Here is a 21,331-nt window from a genome sequence, read left to right on the forward strand (position 1 = left end):
TTCCTCAGGGCAGTGCATGGAAGAAGATGGACCCCGCATCAGGGATCCGAAAAGAGGCCGACCAGACGTCACATCGCACGATCCCGCCGTTGCGAATCCCGAATCCCATTCCCCAATCCCGGCACTCAGAAGTCATACTGAAAGCGCCCGGTGATCGCCCGCGTGTGATCCAGCGTCACGCCCGCCAGGTGATCGCGGTTGCGGCTGTCGATCAGGTTGAGCATCAGCCGCAGGTTCGGCTTGAGGTACCAGTTGCCGGCCAGCGTCCACGAGGCGGTGGAGGCATCGAGCAGATCGGGCTGCCCGTCGCGGTGCTGCGCGCCCCACATGCGGTCGTAGCGCAGCGCCAGCTCGAAGGCGCCGTACCTGTGATTGACCTGCCTGATGCGGGTGAAACGCCCGGTCTTGCTGTCGTAGCGGCGCGATTCGCCGGTGGCGAACCAACTGACGAAGCCGTAAGCCGCCATCACCTCGGCACGCTGCGCGCCGTCGTCGAACAGTCCGCCGCTGAACTCGCCCTGCCACGACAGCGGCCCGCGCACCTGCGCGTATTCCAGCGACCACTTGTCCACGTCGGTGTCGCGGCCGTCGGCGAAGCGCGCCAGGGTGACGCGGCTGTCGTCGGACAGATGCCCGGCCGGGCGGGGGCGGATGCTCAGCGCTGGCGCGCCGCCGGCACCGGGATGGTCGTAGTGCTCGTGCGCCAGCGACAGGCCCAGATGCAGCACGTCGCCGTCGCGCGCGCCCGGCGCCCAGGTGCCGCGGCCGCCGAACGCATGGCCGCGGACGTTGGAGACGTCGATGCTCTGCAGGCTGTAGACGCTGGCGGCCCAGGTGTAGTCGGTGCCCGCGGCCTGCCACGACACCGCCTTGCGGTACAGCGGCGCCAGCGTGCTGCCCGCACCGCTGCGCTCCAGGAACTGGCCGAAGTTGGAACCGGTGCGGTCGTCGAGCGTGAAGTACTGCTTGAACTGGCCAACGGTGAGGGTGCCGGCCCCGAACTTGCGGGTGATGTAGACGTCCTTGGCCTCGATGCCCTTGCCGTTGAAGTCGTCCTGCAGCCCGGCGAAATCGCCTTCGACCTTGTAGCCGAAGCCGAAGACCTTGCCCGACACGTCCAGCCACAGCCGGCGGATCTCGGTGTCGTCGGGATTGGGCGTGCCGCGATTGTCGTTGTCGAAGTGGGCGAAATCCCAATGCAGGCGCCCGCCGAGTTCGGCGGTCACCGGGCCGTCGTCGTCGGTGGCGGCGTGCACCGATCCGGCCAGGCACAGCAACGCGCAGGCGCTGCCCCATGTCAGAGTCTTCAGTTCCACGTCCCCTCCCAGGTGCGTGTCGCAGCGATTGGATCGGTCCGTCCGCAACGGCCGCGGACCGGCATGGACGCAGCCTAGTCGGACGTAGCTGTCAACGACCTGTCGGCGGTGGGGAATCGGGAATCGAGAATGGGGAATCGAAAAAGCACGTTCCTGGATGCGCTAGGCTTCTGCCGTTGCTGTTTCCATTCCCCATTCCCGATTCACCATTCCCGGCCCCCAATGCGCCTGCTCCTGGTAGAAGACAACGCCGATCTCGCCGATGCGATCGTGCGGCGCATGCGCCGCAGCGGGCATGCGGTGGATTGGCAGCGCGATGGCTTGAGTGCGGCCGGGGTGCTGCGCTACCAGCGCTTCGATCTGGTGGTGCTGGACATCGGTCTGCCCGGGCTGGATGGGCTGCGCGTGCTGGCCGGGTTGCGCGAGCGTGGCGACACCACGCCGGTGCTGATGCTGACCGCGCGCGACGGCATCGAGGATCGGGTGCAGGCGCTGGACGTGGGCGCCGACGATTACCTGGGCAAGCCGTTCGACTTTCGCGAGTTCGAGGCGCGCTGCCGGGTGTTGCTGCGGCGCAATCGCGGCCAGGCCAGCGAGGTGGTGCAGCTCGGCGGTTTCGCCTTCGACAACGCCGCGCACAGCGTCAGCCTGGACGGCACGCCGATCGAACTGCCCAACCGCGAGTACCGGCTGCTGGAGATCCTGATCGGCCGGCTCGGCCAGGTGGTGGGCAAGGACGAGATCGGCAACGGTCTGTTCGGCTTCGACGACGAGGCCGGGCCGAATGCGATCGAACTGTACGTCGGGCGCTTGCGCAAGAAGCTGGCCGACGCGCCGCTGCGCATCGTCACCGTGCGCGGCGTCGGCTACAAGCTGGAGGCGGCCGCGTCGCCGCCGGATCCGGCGGCAGCGGACGGCGATGGCTGAGGCCGCGCCGCCGGCGCCATCGATCCGGCGCACGCTGCTGCGTTACCTGGGCGCGCTGTCGCTGCTCGGCGCGGTGGCGCTGTTCTTCGTCGCCCGCGACTACGGCCAGCGTGCCGCCAACCGTTCCTACGACCATCTGCTGGTGTCCTCGGCGCTGTCCATCGTCGATTCGGTGGCGCTGGCCGGCGGCCAGTGGCAGGTGGACCTGCCCTATGCCGCGCTGGACCTGCTGGCGATGGCGCCGGAGGACCGGGTGTTCTACCGCGTGTTCGATGCGCGCGGGCGCACCATCACCGGCTACGACGACCTGCCGGCGGCGCCGTCGCTGCCGCGCGCCAGCGCGCCGCCGCGCTTGTTCGATGCGGTCTACAGCGGCGAGCCGGTGCGCTTCGCGGTAGTGTCGCGGCGGGTGTCCTCGGCGGCGGCGCAGGACCAGGTGTGGGTGCAGGTGGGGCAGACCCGGCGCGCCCGCGAGGCGCTGGCGCAGGACGTGGTGCTGCATGCGCTGGTGGCGATCGCGCTGTTGTCGCTGCTGGCCTTGGCGCTGGTATGGCTGGGTGTATCGCGTGCGCTGCGGCCGCTGCGCACGCTGGAGCGCGAACTGTCGCGGCGCGAACCGTCCGAACTGAAGCCGGTGGCCGCGACGGCGCCGCAGGAGATGCAGCAGATGGTGGCGGCGCTGAACCGCTTCATGGCGCGCCTGGCCGGCAGCAACGAGACCCTGCGCGCGTTCATGGCCGAGGCCGCGCACCAGATGCGCACGCCGCTGGCGGCGCTGCGTGCGCAGGCGCAACTGGCGCTGGACGAGGACGACCCGCACGAGATGCGTCGCAGCCTGGAGGCGATCGAGCGCAATGCCACGCACATGAGCCGCCTGCTCAACCAGTTGCTCAGCGACGCCAGCGTGATCCACCGTTCCAACCTGCAGCGCTACGCCAGCGTGGACCTGGCCGAGGTGTTGCACCAGGCGCTGCACGAGGCCGTGCCGCAGGCCGCGCCGCGGCCACGCGTGCAACTGGCCGTGGCCAGCGAACCGGCGCTGGTGCGCGGCGATGCGCTGCTGTTGCGCGAGGCGATCAAGAATCTGATCGACAATGCCTGCAAGTACGGCGGCGATGGCCCGCTGCAGGTGGCGCTGACCTGCAGCGCACGCGATTGCGTGGTGACCGTGGCCGACCACGGTCCGGGCATCGCCGCAGCCGAGGCCGAGCGCGTGTTCGAGCGCTTCGTGCGCGGCGAGGGTGCGGCCGCCGGCGGCGCCGGGCTGGGCCTGGCGATCGTCAAGCGCGTGGTCGAGGCCCATGGCGGGCGCATCGACCTGTCCAATCGCGTGGGCGGCGGCCTGATCGCCAGCCTGCACCTGCCGAGGTTGCATCCATGAGCCTGCCCGCGCTGCTGCGCCGTCTGCCGCTGTTGCTGACCATGCTGCTCGCCGGCAATGCTCTGGCCGCGCCCGGCGACGTGCGCCGCTTCCCGGCGCAGGGCACGGCCACCGCGCAACTGTGCATCCAGGGCTCGACCGACATCGAGGTGTTCGCCGCGGTGATCGGCGACTACCAGCGCCTGCATCCGCACACCGAGGTGGTGTACCAGGACGTGATCGCCGGCGATATCTACCGGCGTTACCTGCATCCAGGCCCTGGCCCGCGCTGCGCCGATCTGCTGATCAGCGCCAGCATGGACCTGCAGACCAAGCTGGTGAACGACGGTCACGCACTGGCGCACCGCTCGCCGCAGACCGAGGCGCTGCCGGCGTGGGCGCAGTGGCGGCACGAGGTCTTCGGCATCAGCTACGAGCCGGTGGCGATCGTCTACAACACCGCGCGGCTGCCGGCCGCGCAGGTGCCGCGCACCCGCCGCCGGCTGCTGGAACTGCTGCGCGCGCAGGGCTCGCCGCTGCGCGGGCGTATCGGCACCTACGACGTGGAGCGCAGCGGCGTGGGCTACCTGTTCGCGACCCAGGACAGCCAGCTCGGCAGCATGGCCGGCGCGTTGCTGGCGGCGATGGGCGACAACCAGGTGGTGCTGGAAGAACGCACCGGCGTGCTGCTGGACAAGGTCGCCCGCGGCGACCTGCTGCTGGCCTACAACGTGCTGGGTTCGTACGCGCAGGCGCGCATCGATGCCGGCGCGCCGCTGGCGATCGTGCAGCCGGAGGACTACACCCTGGTCGCGCTGCGCACCGCGGTGATCCCGCGCGACAGCCCACACGCGGCCGAGGCGCGCCGTTTCCTGGATTACCTGCTGTCGCCGCGCGGGCAGCAGGGGCTGTCGCGCGAGGCGCGGCTGCAGCCGATCCTGCCGCAGCCGGGCGTGGCGGCGCAGGGCGGGCCGGCCGCTGCGTCGGCGTTCCGTCCGATCGCGCTGGGCCCGGGGCTGCTGGTGTATCTGGATGCGCTGAAGCGACGTCAGTTCCTGGACGCCTGGCGCAGCAGCATGCAGCAGGCGCCGCCGCGCTGAGCCGCCGCGCCGGCGTCGCTCAGCGCGCGAAGCGCGGCTGGCGCCCGGGCGAACACAGCACGCGTACGCTGTCGCCCAGTTCTTCCGGTGCGCCGCCGGCCAGCAGCGCGTGCAGGCGCGGCCGGTCCGGCGCCGCGCCCGGGGCCAGTCCCACCCAGGCGTCCTTGCCGGCGCCCTTGGCGGCGTAGAGGCAGCGGTCGGCCAGGCCCACGCTCTGTTCCCAGTCGCCCAGCGCCGGCCACGCGGCGACGAACGGCCACGGGGCGAAGCCGATGGAGCAGGTCAGGGTCAGTTCGCGCTCGGCCAGCGCGAAGCGCTGCGTCGCCACCGCCGCACGCAGGCGTTCGGCCAGGTCGCTGGCGACGTCTTCGCGCGGCAGGCGGGTGACCAGCAGGAACTCCTCGCCGCCCCAGCGCACCAGCAGGTCGCGTTCGCCGCACAGTCCGCGCAGGCGATCGGCGCAGTGCACCAGCGCGGCGTCGCCGGCCTGGTGGCCGTAGTCGTCGTTGATGCGCTTGAAGTTGTCCACGTCGATCATGAAGAAGTACAGCGCATCGGCGCTGCTGCCTTCGTCCAGCGCCGCCAGCAGGGCCGGGCATTCGCGCGCCAGCCAGTCCTGCAGCTCGCGGCGGTTGGCGACCTGGGTCAGCGGATCCAGGCGCGTGGCCGCCTGCAGGCGCGCATTGCTCTGCAGCAACTGCTGGTTGGCGCGTTCGAGCTGGCGGGTGCGCTCGGCCACGGTCAGGTTGAGCAGTTCCACCATGTCGCGCTCGCGGTTGACCGTGTGCCGCACCCGCTGCAGCGCCAGGCCGAGCAGCGCCAGGCCCAGCACGACGTAGCCGGCGTAGGCCAGCGGATGCCGCCACGGCGGCGGCAGCACCTCGATCTGCAGCCGCCGCGCGCCACCGAACTGGCCGTCGCGCCCGGCCGCTTCCACCACCAGCGTGTAGCGGTCCGGTGGCAGGTGGCTGACCGAGAAGTCGCTGTGCGCGGTCTGCGGGTATACCCAGCCCTTCTGCAGCCCGTCGACGCGGTAGCGCAGGCGCGCGGTGCCCGGGGCGGCGAAGTCGATCGCGGTCATGCCGATGGTGAACACGTTGTCGCGATGGTCCAGGGCGATGCGCTGCGCGTAGACCACGTCGCTCTCGGTCTGGTTCTCGCTGCCGTCGCGGTCCTCGCCGGCATTGAGGATGCGCAGGTCGGTGAGTACTGCGCGCGCCTGCGGGCTGCGCAGCGGCAGGCGCGTGGGATCGATCACGTCCACGCCCTGGGTGCCGCCGAAATACAGCAGGCCGTGCGCGTCGCGGTAGCCGCGGCCGCTGTTGTACTCCTGGTTCTGCAGGCCGTCGCGGCGGCCCAGGCTCTGCACGATGCGCGTGCGCGGATCCAGCACGCTCAGGCCGTTGTTGGTGCTCAGCCACAGCCGCCCCTGCGGATCCGGCAGGATCGTGTAGATGACGTTGCTGCTGAGCCCCTCGCGGTCGCTGTAGCGCAGCGCCACGTCGCGCTTGAGGTCGATGCGGTACAGCCCGCCGGAGAAGGTGCCCACCCACAGCACGCCGTCGTGTTCGTACAGCGACCACACCGACGGGTACAGGGTGCTGCCGCGCGGGCGGTAGGGCTCGGCGGGACGGCCGCTGCGCATGCGCCACACGCCGCAGTCGTTGCAGCCGATCCACAGCGTGTCTTCGCTGTCGCGGTAGACCCGGGTCAGGGTGTGCCCGTTCAGGGGTGCCCAGCGCGGATCGTTGCGCACGCGCCCATCGACCACGCGGGTCAGGCCGCGGCGGGTGGCCACCCATAGCGTGTCGCCTTCCAGCAGCAGATCGTTGACGTGCTCGTCGGCCAGCCCGCCCAGGCGCCGCACTGTGCCGTTGCGGTCCAGGCGCCACAGCCCCTGGCGCGTGCCCAGCCACCAGCCGTCGCGGTCGGCGGCGATGCTGCGGATCGCCTGGCTGGCCAGCCCGGGCACCAGCTGCCAGGCGGCACGGCTGCTGTCGCGCAGCAGCAGGCCCTGGTCGGTGCCGATCAGCATGCGCTCGCCGTCGCGCCAGATGCTGCGCACGCTGCTGCTGGGCCACGCATGGGTGTCGCTGACGCGCTCCTCGTCGTTGCGGATCACCGCCGACAACGGACGCACCCGGTACAGCCCGCCGGTGTAGGTGCCGATCCACCAGGTGCCGTCGGGCGCCTGGTAGAAACGGATGATGGCGCTGTTGGGCGGCATGTCGAAGCTCAGCCGCTGCGGCGCATGCTGCGCGCTGTCCAGTTGCGTCACCGTGGCATTGGTGGTGCCGACCAGCACGCGGCCGTCGTGCAGCCGGATCAGCGCGCTGAGGTCGCTGCCGCCGGTGGCCAACTGCGCTGGCGTCCAGTGCGCCAGCACCGCGCCCTGCGCATCGAGCTGGAACAGGCCGCCGCTCGCCGAGGCCAGCCACAGCCCTTCCGGACCGGACTGCAGGCCCACGCATTCGTCGATGCCGCGCGGTGCCGGCAGTTCCTCGCGCGCGTCGCGGCCCAGCCGCCACAGCCGGCATTGCCGGTCCAGTGCCACTGGTTGCTTGCCGTCCGGCATCCAGGTCAGGCCCACCACCGGCGCATCGCCGCCCAGCGGGCGCGCCCGCTGCAGGTCGGCCTCGATCCGGTCCATGCCGCGTTCGGTGCCCAGCCATGCGCCGCCCTGCGGATCGATCAGGATCTGGGTGACGCGGTTGTGCGACAGGCCCTGTTTCGCGTCGAGACGGTGGTGTTGCCAGGTGGCCAGCTCGATCACTTCCAGGCCGGCGTCGTTGGTGCCCAGCCACAGGCGGGTGCCGCGCGGCTCGAAGCCGATGCTGTCGATGCTGCTGCTGAGCAGGCTCTGCCGGCTGTCGCTGCCGAGTTCGCGCCGGTAGGCGCGGAACAGATGCCCGTCGAAGCGGTTCAGGCCTTCCTGCGTGCCGACCCACAGGAAGCCCTGGTCGTCGCTCTGCAGGGCGTTGATCGACAACTGCGACAGGCCCTCGTCCAGGCCGAAGTGCTCCAGGCTGCTGGGCAGGTCGTCGTCGCTTGCGGTGACGGCCGCGGACGCGTCCGGCGCGAGCGCCAGGCACGCGATGAGGCAGGACGCGGCCAGCGGCAGGCGGCCCAGCAGATTGGAGAACGAGACGGTCACGCCGTGTTATCGGCCATGGTGGGGCCGGCCTTGAATGCGCGGCCGAGGACGCCTTGCTGCGCGCTGCGGAGCGCCAATGCGCGGCGTGGCGGTGTTGTGCGCGGCGTCCTGCACGAGTTTCTCCGCAGGCACCCGGCACGCCGGTCTCGGGCAACCCGCCGCCGCCCGATCGGGTCTCGCGCACTCGGCATCCAGCGGCCACGCACGTACACTGCGGGTCCTGCGCGTTGTCCGCGCCCACCCGACGCCGCGTTGCAGCGTCATGCCAGCCGCCTTCACGCCCATGGATGCCCCGACGATCCTGGTCGCCGACGACCACCCGCTGTTCCGCGCCGCCGTGCTGCACGCGCTGCGCGAGGCCTTGCCGCGTGCCCTGGTGGTGGAGGCGGCCAGCGCTGGCACCCTGGATGCCGCGCTGGCCGCGCAGGCCGATGCCGATCTGATCCTGCTGGACCTGGCCATGCCCGGCGCGCGCGGCTTCTCGGCCCTGCTGCACGTGCGCGGCGAGCGCCCGGACGTGCCGGTGGTGGTGATTTCCTCCAACGACCATCCGCGGGTGATCCGCCGCGCGCAGCAGTTCGGCGCGGCCGGCTTCATTCCCAAGTCCTCGCCGGCCGAGACCATCGGCATTGCGGTGGCGGCGGTGCTCGACGGCGGCACCTGGTTCCCACCGCTGACCGCGGCGCGGTCGGAGGCCGACGCGCAGCTGGCGGCGCGCCTGGCGCAACTGACCCCGCAGCAGTTCCGGGTGCTGTTGTGCCTGGCCGACGGCCTGCTCAACAAGCAGATCGCCTACGAACTGGGCCTGGCCGAGAACACCGTCAAGGTCCACGTGACCGCGATCCTGAAGAAGCTCGAATGCCACAGCCGCACCCAGGCCGCGGTGCTGGTGAAGGCGCTGGAGCCGGAAGGCGAGGCCTGAACCGGGCGCCGGCGGGGGGCGTTTTCTGCGGCGCCCGGATACGCGATGCTATGCGCCGATGCCCGCGCCCCCCGCGGGCGGAGACCACCGGACCATGCCCACCACGACCCTCCGCAACGAGCAGACCGCCCACTATCCGTTCCTTCAGGAGATGCTGGACGACGACTACTTCCCCCCGTCGCTGGTCGGCAAGGGACAGAAGATCCTGCTGCGGTTGTGCGAGGCGATCGAGGCGCAGGCACCGGCAGACCTGCCGGCGCTGTACCGGCTCACCCATGCCGCCACCGAAGAGTTCAACAAGCTGGCGCTGGAGTTCGAGGCCCACGACAGCGAGATCGAGACCGCCGCAAGCGAGAACATCGGCGTGGATTTCCTGCACATCGCCAAGGCCTACGGTTTCGCCCACGCCGACGTCGAAGAGCTGATCGCCCCGCGCGAGTGGTAGACATCGCGCGGCGCCCCGTACCCTCACCCCAACCCCTCTCCCGGGGGGAGAGGGGCTAGCCCTTCCCTTCTCCCTTCGGGAGAAGGTGCCCCGCAGGGGCGGATGAGGGTACGGCAGCCAAAGATCCACATTCCCCAAGCCTGATAAACCGCTCACACGCCTCACCCACGCCGCAGCAGCATCTGCGTCATCAGCGCGCGCAGGGCTGGCGCGCGGACCGGTTTGGCCAGGAAGCCCCAGCCGCGGTCCTGTGCCAAGGTGCGCAGCGCCGGATCGGCTTCGGCGGTGACCAGGATCACCCGCGGCTCGGCCTGCCAGCGTGCGCACAGCTGCGCGAACAGGGTCGGGCCGTGGCAGTCGCCCATGCGCACGTCCAGCAATACCAGTTCCGGCGCCTGTGCCGGCTGCGCCGCGGCCAGCGCCTGGTCCGGGCCGGCGGCCAGTTCCACCTGGCAGGCCCAGCGCGTCAGCAGGGTCCGGCTGGCCTCGCAGACCCGCGGGTCGTCGTCGATGCACCAGACCCGGCAGCCATGCAGGATCGGGTCGTCGCCGTTGTCGCTGGCCATCGCCGCCGGCACCTGGCGTTGCGCCGCAGCGGCATCGCCCAGCGGCACGGTCACCGAGAACACGCTGCCGCGGCCCAACTGCGAGCGCAGGCCGATGCGGTGACCGAGCAGGCGGCCGATGCGCTCCACGATCGCCAGGCCGAGGCCGGCGCCGCGGTCGTTGGCGACGCCGTCGCCAAGTCGGCGGAATTCTTCGAAGATCTCCTGCTGCAGGGCGTCGGGAATACCCGGTCCCTGATCGTGCACTTCGATGCGCAACTGCGCACCGTCGCGCCGGCAACCCAGCAGCACCCGTCCGCGTGGGGTGTAGCGCACCGCGTTGGACAGGAAGTTCTGCAGGATGCGCCGCAGCAGGGTCGCGTCGCTGCGCACGGTGGCGCGGGTCGGTACGTAGTCCAGGCGCAGCCCACGGCCTTCGGCGACGATGCCGAACTCGCGTGCCAGGGTCTGCAGCAGCGGGTCCAGCGCCAGGTCCTGCACCTGCGTCTTCAACGTGCCCGCTTCCAGTCGCGAGATGTCCAGCAGGCTGTTGAGGATCGCGTCCTGCGCCGCCAGCGCGTTGTCGACATGGTCGGCGATCTGCCGCGCATCGGCCTCGTGCAACTTGCCGCGCAGCGCCGAGACGAACATGCGCGCGGCGTTGAGCGGCTGCAGCAGGTCGTGCACCGCCGAGGCCACGAAGCGGGTCTTGTAGCGATTGGCGTTCTCGGCCTCGCGCTTGGCCTCGGCCAGGTCGTGGGTGCGTTCGGCGACGCGATGCTCCAGCGCGTCGGCCAGCGAGCGCAGTTCGCGCGCGGCGTTCTTGTAGCTGGTGATGTCGGCGTAGCTGGTGACGAAACCGCCGTCGGGCAGCGGATTGCCGCGGATCTCCAGCACCGTGCCGTCGTCCTTCTCGCTCTCGCGCATGTGCGGGCGGCCGCTGCGCAGGTGGTCCAGGCGGCGCTGGATCGCCGCTTCCACCGGGCCGGGGCCGAGCAGGCCGCGGCGTGCGTTGTAGCGGAACACATCCTCGATCGGGCGCCCGACCCGGATCAGTTCCGGCGGGAAGCGGAAGATCTCCAGATAGCGCGAATTCCACGCCACCAGGCGCAGTTGCGCATCGATGATCACCACGCCCTGCGGCAGGTGCTCCAGGCTGCGGCTGAGGCCGGTGTCGGCCTGCTGCGCGGCCTGCACGATGCCGTCCTGGGCGGTGCGCAGTTCCTGCGCATGCTGCTGCAGCAGCGCTTCCAGTTCGCGCCGGCTGCGCTGGCGCAGCCGTGCCAGGCGCTGGCGCTGCTGGAACAGCAGGCCCAGGAACGACAGCGCCAGCCAGATCCCGGCCGCGGCCAGCGCGGCGGCGCGGCCGGCCGCGCGGCTGCCGCCGACGTCGTGCAGCAGGTGCAGGCGCCAACCGCCCTCCGGCAGCGCCATGCTCTGCCACAGCAGCGGCGCCGGCTGCGCAGGCATTTCGATGCGCATCACCTGGCCGCCGTCGTCCAGCGTCTCCAGCACCCGCCGGCGCGCCGGCAGCAGCGTCTGTTGCGCGTACTGGCGGGTGGCCAGCAGTTCGTCGCGCTCGTGCGCGCTGAGCGGTTGCAAGTGGCGATAGCGCCAGACGTCGCGGCTGGACAGGAACACCACGCCGTGGCTGTCGCTGACCAGCACCACGTCGGGCACGCGCAGCCATTCGTGCTGCAGCGCGGCCAGTTCGATCTTGATCACGATCACCCCGAGCGGGCGCCCGCGTGCGTCGAGGATCGCCTGCGAGAGGAAGTAGCCGGGCACGCCGGTGGTCATGCCGATGCCGTAGAAGCGGCCCTTGCCCTGCGCCAGGGCCTGTTTCACGTACGGACGGAAGCTGTAGTCGGCGCCGACGTTGCTGCTGGCCAGGCGCCAGTTGCTGGCGGCCAGGGCCACGCCGTTGGCATCGATCAGGGTCAGGGTCGAGGAGCGGGTGACGTCGTTGGCGCGCTCCAGCTTCAGGTTCAACTGCTGCTGGGTGGCCGCGTCCAGCGGATGGGTCAGGGCGTCGCGCAGTTCCGGATCCAGCGCCAGCACCTGCGGCAGGGTACGGTAGCGGTCGATGCGCTGCTGCAGGGTCTGCGCATACAGCTCCAGCTGTTGACGCAGTTGCACGCTCTCGGCGCGCAGCGCGCGCTGTTCGGCGACGTGCTGCGCCGACAGCATCGCCAGCACCATGCCGCCGACGATGACGACCAGCAGCAGGATCAGGCGACGATGGCGCAGGAGCGAGGGCATGCGGAAGAACGCGGCGACCGGGACCGCATCAGCTTAGAGGGTGCGCTGCCGTTTGCGGCATGCGGCGGAGATGGCTGGCGTCGCGGACCGCCAACGAGCCGAAACCGCCGGCAGGTGCAACGGCGATCGCATCAGGGAACGTCGCCGGTGTCGTCTTGCGGATGTGCCGCGAACACGCTGTGGGCGCCGAGGCCGCATCACCCAAGGGGCCTTGGCATCGCGGAGGCCCCTCCTGCGGTTCGCTGCGCAGCCTTTGCGGCTGGCGCAGCGGGGTGCACGCCGGGCGATCGCCTCGGATCGGCCGGCGTGCGCTGGCTCAGAACTGGACCTGGGCGCGGACGTCCAGCGAGTTCGGCTTGACGTGCACGCCGGCGCGTTCGGCATCGGCGCGCACGTAGTTGACCTGGAACTTGAAGTGGCTGGTCAGGTACCAGTTGGCGCCGAAGGTCCAGTCGTGCTGGCGGCCGCCGAGCACCGTGCCGTCGTCCAGGTCCAGGCGGCTGTAGCGCGCCAGCAGCTCGACCGCGCCATAGGCGTTGGCCGGCTTGATGTTGCCGACGTTGCCGGCGCTGTACGGCCGCGATTCGCCGGTCAGCACGTAGCTGGCGAACACGTACTGGCCGTCGGCGGTGTAGTCGGTGCGGCCGTTGTCGCGGGTCACGTCGGCGCGCAGCGCCTCGCCCTGCATCGAGAACGGTCCCTTGATCCAGATCGCCTCCAGGCCGGTGCGGCGCACCTGGTCGACGTCGACCAGCGTGCCCGAATCGATCAGGCGCACGTCGGTCAGGCCGGCTTCCGGACGCGCACGGAAGCGCGCGCGCGGGCTGAAGCTCACGTCCAGGCCGTTGTGGTAGCCGCGCGGATTCTCCTGCGAGTACGCCAGGCCCAGGTGCAGCACGTCGCCGTCGGCCTTGAACGGGGTCCACACGCCGCGCACCGCCTGGGTGGTGCCGGGGTTGTCGCCCTGCAGGTCCTTGCCGCCATAGGCGCCGGCCTGCAGCAGGTATTGCGGACGCTCGAAGGTCCACTCCACGCCGGTACGGCGGCCCTGGTAGATGGCCTGCACCGGCAGCGCCACTTCCATGAAGCTGTCCGCGCGCGAGCTGGTCACGCCTTCCAGGCCCACCGGCACCTTGATGTAGCCCAGGCGCACCTTGCCGTAGTCGGCGCCAAACAGGGCCTTGGTCTCGAAGCGGAAGAACACGTCCAGCCACAGCTTGGACTGGAAGTCGAAGTACACCATCGCGTCGTACACGCCCTTCTTCTTCAACGTGGCGCCGAACTCCTTGCGCCGGAACGCGTTGTCGTCCTCCAGGCGACCGTCGTCGTTGGAGAAGTTGTTCCAGTCGTAGGCGTAGTTGCCGGTCACGGCCAGTTCGGTGCCGTCGTTGAAGGCGACCTTGGTCGGCCAGTCGTCGAAACCGTTGGCGGCGACGGCGGGAGCGGCGGCGGTCAGGCCCAGCGCAGCGAAGAGGAGAGTGTGGCGCATGATGGAGTCGTCTCGGTAAGGAATGAAGGCGCGGCAGTCCCCGGCCGGGCTGGTGGTGCCATGGATGGCGCGGGCAGTGCGGCGGTGGACCGCACGCGAACGGCGAGGCCGCTGCGACGCGGACACGGTGCCGGACGCGATGCCCCCTGCATGCAATAGCGGACGCGCCCGGCCGTTCTTTACGGCGATGTTGCAGTCCTGCGACGCCGTCTCCCCCTGAAGACGTGCGCTGCGATGGCGGCCACGCCGCCATCGGCCGCGAGGGGCGGCGTCTGCGTGCGGCGTTGCGTCAGCCCTTCCGTGAGCCTGCCGCGCCACTGTAACCGCGTCGACACGGCGCGGCGCCGGGCCTAGTACCAATAGGTTATCTGCTTAGACGCTGGCGACGCGTACAAAGGCAGCATTCCGCGACCCGCGTCGGGTGGGCGGACCGTCCCGGAGCGCCTTCGATGCATATCTCAACTTCCCCGGCCAGCCCTGCGCCGCGGCCGGTGCCGTTCTACCGGCATACCTACGTCCAGGTGCTGGTGGCCATCGTCATCGGTGCCGTGCTCGGCCATCTGGAGCCGCAGTTCGCCACGCAGCTCAAGCCGCTGGCCGATGCCTTCATCAAGCTGGTGAAGATGATCATCGCGCCGGTGATCTTCCTGACCATCGTCACCGGCATCGCCGGCATGACGCACCTGAAGACGGTGGGCCGGGTGTTCGGCAAGGCGATGGTGTACTTCCTGTTCTTCTCCACCCTGGCGCTGGTGGTGGGCATGATCGTCGCGCACGTGGTGCAGCCCGGCGCGGGCATGGACGTCAACCTGGCCAAGCTGGACCAGAGCAAGGTCGCCAGCTACGTGCAGAAGTCGCACGACCTGACCCTGGTCGGCTTCCTGATGGACATCATCCCCAACTCGCTGCTCGGCGCGTTCACCGGCGACCAGGTGGTCAACGGCAAGCTGGTCGGGACCAACGTGCTGCAGGTGCTGTTCGTCGCCGTGCTGTTCGGCGTGTCGCTGGCCATGGTCGGCGAGCGCGGCAAGCCGGTCCTGAACTTCCTGGAGGCCTTGATCGCGCCGGTGTTCAAGCTGGTGCACATCCTGATGAAGGCCGCGCCGATCGGCGCGCTCGGCGCGATCGCCTACACCATCGGCGAGCACGGCCTGCACTCGCTGGTGCAGTTGGCCTGGCTGGTCGGTTCGTTCTACGTCACCTCGCTGCTGTTCGTGGTGGTGATCCTCGGCGCCGTCGCCTATCTGTGCGGCTTCTCGATCTTCAAGCTGATCCGCTACCTCAAGACGGAACTGTTGCTGGTGCTGGGCACGTCCTCGTCCGAATCGGCGCTGCCGTCGCTGATGGAGAAGATGGAGCGCGCCGGGTGCGAGAAGTCGGTGGTCGGCCTGGTGGTGCCCACCGGCTACTCGTTCAACCTCGACGGCACCAACATCTACATGACGCTCGCGGCGCTGTTCATTGCGCAGGCCACCAACACCGAACTCACTCTGGGCCATCAGATCACGCTGCTGCTGGTGGCGATGCTCAGCTCCAAGGGCGCGGCCGGTGTGACCGGTGCCGGCTTCATCACCCTGGCGGCGACGCTGGCGGTGGTGCCGGAAGTGCCGGTCGCCGGCATGGCGTTGATCCTGGGCGTGGACCGCTTCATGAGCGAGTGCCGCTCGCTGACCAACTTCATGGGCAATGCGGTGGCCACCGTGGTGGTCTCGCGCTGGGAGAATGCGCTGGATCGCGACCGCCTGCGCCTGGCGCTGGATGGCGAGGCCGTGCCGCTGCCGGCGGTGGCGGCCGAACCGCTCGCCACGCGCTGATCCCTTGCATCACACGACGCGCCGGCCTTGCCGGCGCGTTGCTTTTTTCCTGCTCCCAAGGCCGTGGCGACAGCCGCCAGACAGGACCGCTCCCGCGGCTGGGGGTAGAATTCCGGGCCTCCGCGCCTTTCGACAAAAGAAGCCCTCGATGTCAAACGACGATTTCAAACAGGCCGCCCTCGACTATCACCGCCAGCAGCCGCCGGGCAAGATCAAGGTCTCCGCGACCAAGCCCATGCTGACCCAGCGCGATCTCTCACTGGCCTATTCGCCGGGCGTCGCCTTCGCCTGCGAGGCCATCGTCGCCGATCCGAAACAGGCCAGCGAACTGACCGCGCGCGGCAACCTGGTGGCGGTGATCAGCAACGGCACCGCGGTGCTGGGCCTGGGCAACATCGGCCCGCTGGCATCCAAGCCGGTGATGGAAGGCAAGGGCGTGCTGTTCCAGAAGTTCGCCGGCATCGACGTGTTCGACATCGAGATCAACGAGAACGACCCGGACAAGCTGGTCGACATCATCGCCAGCCTCGAGCCGACCTTCGGTGGCATCAACCTGGAAGACATCAAGGCACCGGAGTGCTTCATCGTCGAGCGCAAGCTGCGCGAGCGCATGAACATCCCGGTGTTCCACGACGACCAGCACGGCACCGCGATCATCGTCGGCGCGGCCGTGCTCAATGCGCTGGTGGTCACCGGCAAGAAGATCGAAGAGGTCAAGCTGGCCACCACCGGCATGGGCGCGGCCGGCATCTCCTGCGTCAACATGCTGGTCTCGCTGGGCCTGAAGCCGGAGAACATCCTGGCCCTGGACCGCGACGGCGTGATCCACACCGGCCGCACCGACCTGGACCCGGACAAGGCGCGCTACGCGCGCGACACCGACAAGCGCACCCTGGCCGAGATCGTCGAGGGCGCGGACATCTTCCTGGGCCTGTCGGCCGCGGGCATCCTCAAGCCGGAGATGGTGGCGACGATGGCGCCGCAGCCGGTGATCTTCGCCCTGGCCAATCCGAATCCGGAGATCACGCCGGAGGCAGCCAAGGCGGTGCGTCCGGACGCGATCATCGGCACCGGCCGTTCGGATTATCCGAACCAGATCAACAATGTGCTGTGCTTCCCCTACCTGTTCCGTGGCGCCATCGACGTCGGCGCCACCGGCATCAACGAGGAAATGAAGATCGCCTGCGTCAAGGCGATCGCGGCGATGGCGCGGCGCGAGGCCTCCGACCTCGGCGCGGCCTACGGCGGCGAGACGCCGAGCTTCGGTCCCGACTACCTGATCCCGCGGCCGCTGGATCCGCGCCTGCTGGTCGAGCTGTCTTCGGCGGTGGCGCAGGCGGCGATGGATTCGGGCGTGGCCACGCGGCCGATCGCCGACATGGCCGCCTACCGCGACAAGCTCAGCCAGTTCGTCTACCGCACCAGCCTGATGATGAAGCCGGTGTACGACCGCGCCCGCGCCGACAAGCAGCGCGTGGTCTATGCCGAGGGCGAAGAGGAAGTGGTGCTGCGCGCGGTGCAGAGCGTGATCGACGAGGGCCTGGCGTTCCCGATCCTGATCGGCCGCCCGGACGTGATCGAGGCGCGCATCCAGCGCCTGGGCCTGCGCATCACCGCCGGCGTGGATTTCGAGATCACCAACATCCACGACGATCCGCGCTTCAACGACTACTGGCAGTACTACCATGCGCTCACCGAGCGCCGCGGCGTCACCGTCACTGCGGCCAAGGAGCTGATGCGCTCGCGGCCGACCCTGATCGCCGCGGTGATGGTCGCGCGCGGCGAAGCCGATGCGCTGCTCACCGGCGTGGTCGGCCGCTTCCACAAGAAGCTCGGCTATGCGCGCAGCGTGATTCCGCTGGAGCCGCGGGTCAGTTCGACCTCGGCGATGACCGGTGTGATCAACCAGCAGGGCGCGTTCTTCTTCGTCGACACCCACGTGCAGGAAGACCCGAGCGTGGAGCAGATCGTCGAGGCCACGCTGCAGGCCGCCTATCGCCTGAAGCTGTTCGGCATCGAGCCGAACATCGCATTGCTGTCACACTCCAATTTCGGCAGCCACGATTCGCGCGACGCGCTGAAGATGCGCCAGGTGCGCGAGGCGCTGCTCAAGCGCAAGCCCGAGCTCAACATCGACGGCGAGATGCAGGGCGACACCGCGTGGGACGAGGCGCTGCGCAAGCAGATCATGCCCAACAGCACGCTGAAGGGTCGCGCCAACCTGTTCGTGCTGCCGAACCTGGAAGCGGCCAACATCGCCTACAACCTGGTGCGCGTGTTCACCGACGGTGTGGCGATCGGCCCGATCCTGATGGGCATTTCCAAGGCGGTGCACATCCTCACCACCAGCGCCACCTCGCGCCGGGTGATGAACATGACCGCGATCGCCGCGGTCGACGCGCAGATCCGCAAGCAGCTCGAAGCGGAAAAATAAGCCTCTACGCGGCTTCCAGCCCGCACCGGCCCGCATGACTGCGGTGCCGGTGCGGCTGCACGTGCTGCAGCGGCGCTTCGGGCGTGCGCACACGGCACGGCTGGCAGCACGGCTGCCACCCTCATGTCTTCAGGAGATCCGCTCGCGCGCTGCGCGCGCCTCACGTGCGAGTCGTGCACGAGGCCGTGCCTGAGCGCGCGATGTCGCCGCAGACGGAATGAGTAGCACGGAAGGCGGCCGCGGTTGCGCCAGGGGCAGTGAGGGAGTGGCGCTGCAGCGGCAAGAGTGCCGCAACCGCTGCGCCGGATTGCGGCGAGATCAGCGAAAGGGCGGGGCTGGAAGCGGTTTCATATCAGGGCGACAGCGAGTGTCGCAGTGCGAGTCGCGTCTTCACTCGCAGCCGGCACCTGGGCTGCGCGGGGTCGAGCCGGGCACGGGGACGGCGCCAGTGGCGCCGCGCCGCGCTCAGGCCATGCGCTTGCCCACCGGCAACGGCAGACTGTCGCTGTCGGTCTGGTTCAGCTTGGACGGCTTGCCGGTCAGCAGCACATACGCATCGACGCCGGTAAGTTCGGCGATCTTCAGCAAATGCCGGGCATTGGGGACCGAACGGTTGTTCTCCCAATGACCCAGGGTGCTATGCGCCACGCCCAGCAAGGCGGCAAGCTCGCGCAGTGTGAAACCGGCATTTCGCCGCGCCTGCATCAAACGCACACCTATATCCACGAGACACCTCAAAGCGGCATGTCGGCGCCGCGTGATGCCAGCATAGTGGTGCGTCGGTTCCGTATCAAGCGAACCGGAAAGGCGCGTGAAAGGACCGCCTGGGGCCGCCGCCGCGCACCGCGCCCGTGGCGGGACGGGCTGCTAGAATCGCCTGTCCCTTTTTGCCGTGTCCCCACCGCCATGAGCCATACCGCCACCGCGCCCGCCAATGCCCAGACGCGCTACGAGGTGCGCCGCGCCGACCTGCCGCTGAGCTGCCCGACCCCGGAAATGGCGCTGTGGAACTCGCATCCGCGGGTCTACCTGCCGATCGAGGACGAGCCGGGCCTGGAAGCCAAGTGCCCGTACTGCGGCGCGGTCTTCGTGCTGGTCGACTGATCCGGGTTCGATGCACCGCCTGACCGTGGTGCAGCTGCTGCCGGCGCTGGAGTCCGGCGGCGTCGAGCGGTCCACCCTGGAAATCGCCCAGGCCCTGGTCGAGGACGGGCATCGCGCCGTGGTCGTGTCGGCCGGCGGCCGGCTGCTGCCGGCGCTGGCCGCCACCGGCGCCGAACACATCGCCCTGGACATCGGCCGCAAGTCCTTGCTGACCCTGCGCCACGTGCCGGCGCTGCGGCGCCTGTTCGCGCGCGAGCGCGCCGACATCGTGCACGCGCGCTCGCGGCTGCCGGCCTGGCTGGGCTGGCGCGCGCTGCAGGGCATGCCGGCGGCGCAGCGTCCGCGCCTGGTCACCACCGTGCATGGGCTCAACTCGCCGAGCCGCTACAGCGCGGTGATGACCCGCGGCGAGCGGGTCATCTGCGTGTCCGAGACCGTGCGCGACTACGTGCTGCAGCACTATCCGCAGACCGATCCGGCGCGCCTGCGGGTGGTGCCGCGCGGCATCGATCCGGCGCAGTTCCCGCGCCGTCCCTGGCCCGATGCGCAGGCGCGGGCCTGGGCCGTCAGCCAGGCGCCGGCGTTGGCCGGGGATGGGCCGCTGCTGTTGCTGCCGGGGCGCGGCACCCGCCTGAAGGGCCACGCCGACGCGCTGCGTCTGCTGGCGGCGCTGCGCGGCGAGGGACGCGACGCGCGGCTGTGGCTGCCAGGCGCGCGCGAGGCAGGGCGCGAGGCCTACATCCGCGAACTGGAAGCCGAGGCGGCGACCCTCGGCGTGGCCGACGCGGTGGCGTTCACGCCGCCGACCGCGCGCATCGCCGACGCCTACGCCGCCAGCGACCTGGTGCTGCAGCTCTCGCGCAAGCCCGAGGCGTTCGGTCGCACCGTGGTCGAGGCGCTGGCGGTCGGGCGGCCGGTGCTGGGCTGGGCGCATGGCGGGGTCGGCGAATTGCTGGCGCAGCTGCAGCCAGCCGGCGCAGTGGCGACCTTCGACGCCGTGGCCCTGCTGGCGGCCGCGCGCGCGCTGCTGGCACAACCGCCGGCGCCGCCGGCCACGCTTCCCTATACGCTGCAGGCGATGCAGCGCAGCACCCTGGCGATCTATGACGAACTCCGGCCCTGACGGTTCCCTGTCCGCTTCTGCCTTGCCCGAAGTCCGCGAACGCTGGGCGCCGGTCTGGGTGCTGGTGTTCGTCGCGCTGTGGCCGGCGCCGGGCCTGGCCGCCGGGGTGCTGGCGCTGGGCGCCCTGGTGACCCTGGCGCGCCTGCTGCACAGCCGCTTCCGCGGCGGTGCGCGCCTGCTCAGCGGCCCGGCCTGGGCGCTGACCACGCTGCTGTTCCTCACCTACTGGCTGCCGCAGCCGCTGTCGGCGCTGGGCGCGGTGGACGTGCCGCTGGCGCTGCGCGAATCGGCGGTGGACCTGCGTTTCCTGCCGTTCCTGTGGCTGGTGGCGATGGCGGTGGCGACGCCGCGCGGTCGCCGCACCACCTTCAACGGCCTGGCGGTGATCGCCGCGATCTGGACCGTGGATGCGCTGGCGCAGGCGTTGTGCGGCACCAGCCCGCTGTTCTGGTCGCTGGACCAGCTGAAGTGGGCGATCAGTCACCATGGCCTGTGCACGCCGCAGGAGATCGCCCTGGCCGATCGCCTCAGCGGCGTGTTCGGCCCGTGCAACCTGAAGTTCGGCCAGGTGCTGGCCAGTGTGTCGCCGTTCCTGCTGTGGCTGGCCGCGCGCCGCGGCGGTGCCTGGGGCTGGCTGATCGCGGCAGGGGCGGTCGGCGTGGTGCTGGTGCTGGCGGGATCGCGCGCGTCGTGGGTCACCTATGCGCTGCTGCTGGTGCTGTCGGGCTGGCGCCTGCTCGGCGCGCGCAAGCTGCTGGCGCTGGGCGTGGCCGCGCTGCTGGGCGCCGGGGTGCTGGGCGTGGTGTCGCCGCAGGTGCACGACCGCTTCGAGCGCACCGCGCGCGCCCTCAGCGGGCATCCGGCCGATCTCAACGCGGCGCTGACCGGGCGTGCGCAGATCTGGAGCGCGGCCTGGTGCATGATCCGCCAGCACCCGATCAACGGCGTCGGCGTGCGCGGCTTCCGCGAGGCCTACGTCGGGTGCGACCCGGATCCGAGCCATGCCGGGGAATGGGGGCGCGAGCCGGCCTTCCATGCCCACCAGATTGTGCTCGAGGTGCTCGCCGAGACCGGCGTGATTGGCCTGCTGCTGTGGCTGGCCGGTGCCGCGCAGGCGTGGCGCGCCTGGCGCTACGCCTCGGCGCAAGCGCGCGAGCGGGCGCGCCCGGCGATGCAGGCGCTGCTGATCACGGTGTTCCCGTTCAACACCCACCTGGCGTTCTATTCGTCGTTCTGGGGCGGGCTGACCATGCTGCTGATCGGCCTGTACGCCGGCGCCCTGCTGGCGAACGACACTGAACCGGGCGAGCGCGCCGACGCCGCGACGCCGGGGTGA

The 21,331-nt window shown here is 70.3% G+C and carries 15 protein-coding genes; 10 read left to right on the top strand and 5 right to left on the bottom strand.

The window, feature by feature from the left end:
• Window positions 1-125: 125 nt before the first annotated feature.
• Complete coding sequence (locus CEK65_RS04990; protein ID WP_152180971.1) at window positions 126-1,316, bottom strand: porin; 1,191 nt, start codon at window positions 1,314-1,316, stop codon at window positions 126-128.
• A 222-nt stretch (window positions 1,317-1,538) separates the two neighbouring features.
• Here CEK65_RS04990 and CEK65_RS04995 point away from each other — a divergent pair, with 222 nt between their 5' ends.
• Genes CEK65_RS04995 through CEK65_RS05005 form a run of 3 tightly spaced genes read left to right on the top strand, consistent with a single transcriptional unit; the run spans window position 1,539 to window position 4,703 of the window.
• Window positions 1,539-2,243: a response regulator transcription factor gene (locus CEK65_RS04995; RefSeq protein ID WP_017910910.1), complete on the top strand. Its 705-nt coding sequence runs from the start codon at window positions 1,539-1,541 to the stop codon at window positions 2,241-2,243.
• Window positions 2,236-3,624, top strand: coding sequence for a sensor histidine kinase (locus CEK65_RS05000; protein WP_017910911.1), 1,389 nt, complete (start codon window positions 2,236-2,238; stop codon window positions 3,622-3,624). The genes CEK65_RS04995 and CEK65_RS05000 overlap by 8 nt, the downstream gene beginning before the upstream one ends.
• Window positions 3,621-4,703 carry an ABC transporter substrate-binding protein gene (locus CEK65_RS05005; protein WP_193314697.1) on the top strand — a complete coding sequence of 361 codons (1,083 nt, stop codon included), beginning with the start codon at window positions 3,621-3,623 and terminating at the stop codon, window positions 4,701-4,703. Before CEK65_RS05000 ends, CEK65_RS05005 begins: the two co-directional genes overlap by 4 nt.
• A gap of 19 nt (window positions 4,704-4,722) precedes the next feature.
• Here CEK65_RS05005 and CEK65_RS05010 read toward each other — a convergent pair whose 3' ends face one another.
• The gene (locus CEK65_RS05010; RefSeq protein WP_152180972.1) at window positions 4,723-7,857 is read right to left on the bottom strand and encodes a ligand-binding sensor domain-containing diguanylate cyclase; all 3,135 of its coding nucleotides are present in this window, start codon (window positions 7,855-7,857) and stop codon (window positions 4,723-4,725) included.
• Window positions 7,858-8,140: 283 nt separating this feature from the next.
• Between CEK65_RS05010 and CEK65_RS05015 the strand changes: the two genes are divergently transcribed.
• Both CEK65_RS05015 and CEK65_RS05020 read left to right on the top strand, forming a co-directional pair.
• The gene (locus CEK65_RS05015) at window positions 8,141-8,779 is read left to right on the top strand and encodes a response regulator transcription factor (protein ID WP_017916289.1); all 639 of its coding nucleotides are present in this window, start codon (window positions 8,141-8,143) and stop codon (window positions 8,777-8,779) included.
• A 94-nt stretch (window positions 8,780-8,873) separates the two neighbouring features.
• Window positions 8,874-9,224 (top strand): DUF5713 family protein, encoded by a 351-nt coding sequence (locus tag CEK65_RS05020; RefSeq protein WP_152180973.1) that lies wholly within the window; start codon window positions 8,874-8,876, stop codon window positions 9,222-9,224.
• Between the two features lie 161 nt (window positions 9,225-9,385).
• On the opposite strand, the gene CEK65_RS05025 is transcribed toward CEK65_RS05020, so the two are convergent.
• Window positions 9,386-12,031 (bottom strand): PAS-domain containing protein, encoded by a 2,646-nt coding sequence (locus tag CEK65_RS05025; protein ID WP_152180974.1) that lies wholly within the window; start codon window positions 12,029-12,031, stop codon window positions 9,386-9,388.
• Window positions 12,032-12,347: 316 nt separating this feature from the next.
• Window positions 12,348-13,520: a porin gene (locus tag CEK65_RS05030; RefSeq protein ID WP_152180975.1), complete on the bottom strand. Its 1,173-nt coding sequence runs from the start codon at window positions 13,518-13,520 to the stop codon at window positions 12,348-12,350.
• A gap of 449 nt (window positions 13,521-13,969) precedes the next feature.
• Here CEK65_RS05030 and CEK65_RS05035 point away from each other — a divergent pair, with 449 nt between their 5' ends.
• Both CEK65_RS05035 and CEK65_RS05040 read left to right on the top strand, forming a co-directional pair.
• Entirely contained in the window at window positions 13,970-15,334 is a 1,365-nt protein-coding gene (locus CEK65_RS05035) for a dicarboxylate/amino acid:cation symporter (RefSeq protein ID WP_026144702.1), read from the top strand.
• 148 nt (window positions 15,335-15,482) lie between these two features.
• Window positions 15,483-17,768: an NADP-dependent malic enzyme gene (locus CEK65_RS05040; RefSeq protein WP_017910606.1), complete on the top strand. Its 2,286-nt coding sequence runs from the start codon at window positions 15,483-15,485 to the stop codon at window positions 17,766-17,768.
• A gap of 465 nt (window positions 17,769-18,233) precedes the next feature.
• Here CEK65_RS05040 and CEK65_RS05045 read toward each other — a convergent pair whose 3' ends face one another.
• Complete coding sequence (locus CEK65_RS05045; RefSeq protein ID WP_225851569.1) at window positions 18,234-18,494, bottom strand: helix-turn-helix transcriptional regulator; 261 nt, start codon at window positions 18,492-18,494, stop codon at window positions 18,234-18,236.
• A 180-nt stretch (window positions 18,495-18,674) separates the two neighbouring features.
• On the opposite strand from CEK65_RS05045, the gene CEK65_RS05050 reads away from it, so the two are divergent.
• The 3 genes from CEK65_RS05050 to CEK65_RS05060 are packed head-to-tail and all read left to right on the top strand — an operon-like array spanning window position 18,675 to window position 21,331.
• Window positions 18,675-18,872, top strand: coding sequence for a zinc-finger domain-containing protein (locus CEK65_RS05050; RefSeq protein ID WP_010344507.1), 198 nt, complete (start codon window positions 18,675-18,677; stop codon window positions 18,870-18,872).
• Between the two features lie 10 nt (window positions 18,873-18,882).
• A complete protein-coding gene (locus CEK65_RS05055; RefSeq protein WP_152180976.1) occupies window positions 18,883-19,995 on the top strand; it encodes a glycosyltransferase in 1,113 nt (370 codons plus the stop codon).
• Window positions 19,976-21,331 (top strand): O-antigen ligase, encoded by a 1,356-nt coding sequence (locus CEK65_RS05060; RefSeq protein WP_152180977.1) that lies wholly within the window; start codon window positions 19,976-19,978, stop codon window positions 21,329-21,331. The genes CEK65_RS05055 and CEK65_RS05060 overlap by 20 nt, the downstream gene beginning before the upstream one ends.

Source organism: Xanthomonas sp. LMG 12459 (assembly GCF_009192905.1).
GTDB lineage: Bacteria > Pseudomonadota > Gammaproteobacteria > Xanthomonadales > Xanthomonadaceae > Xanthomonas_A > Xanthomonas_A sontii.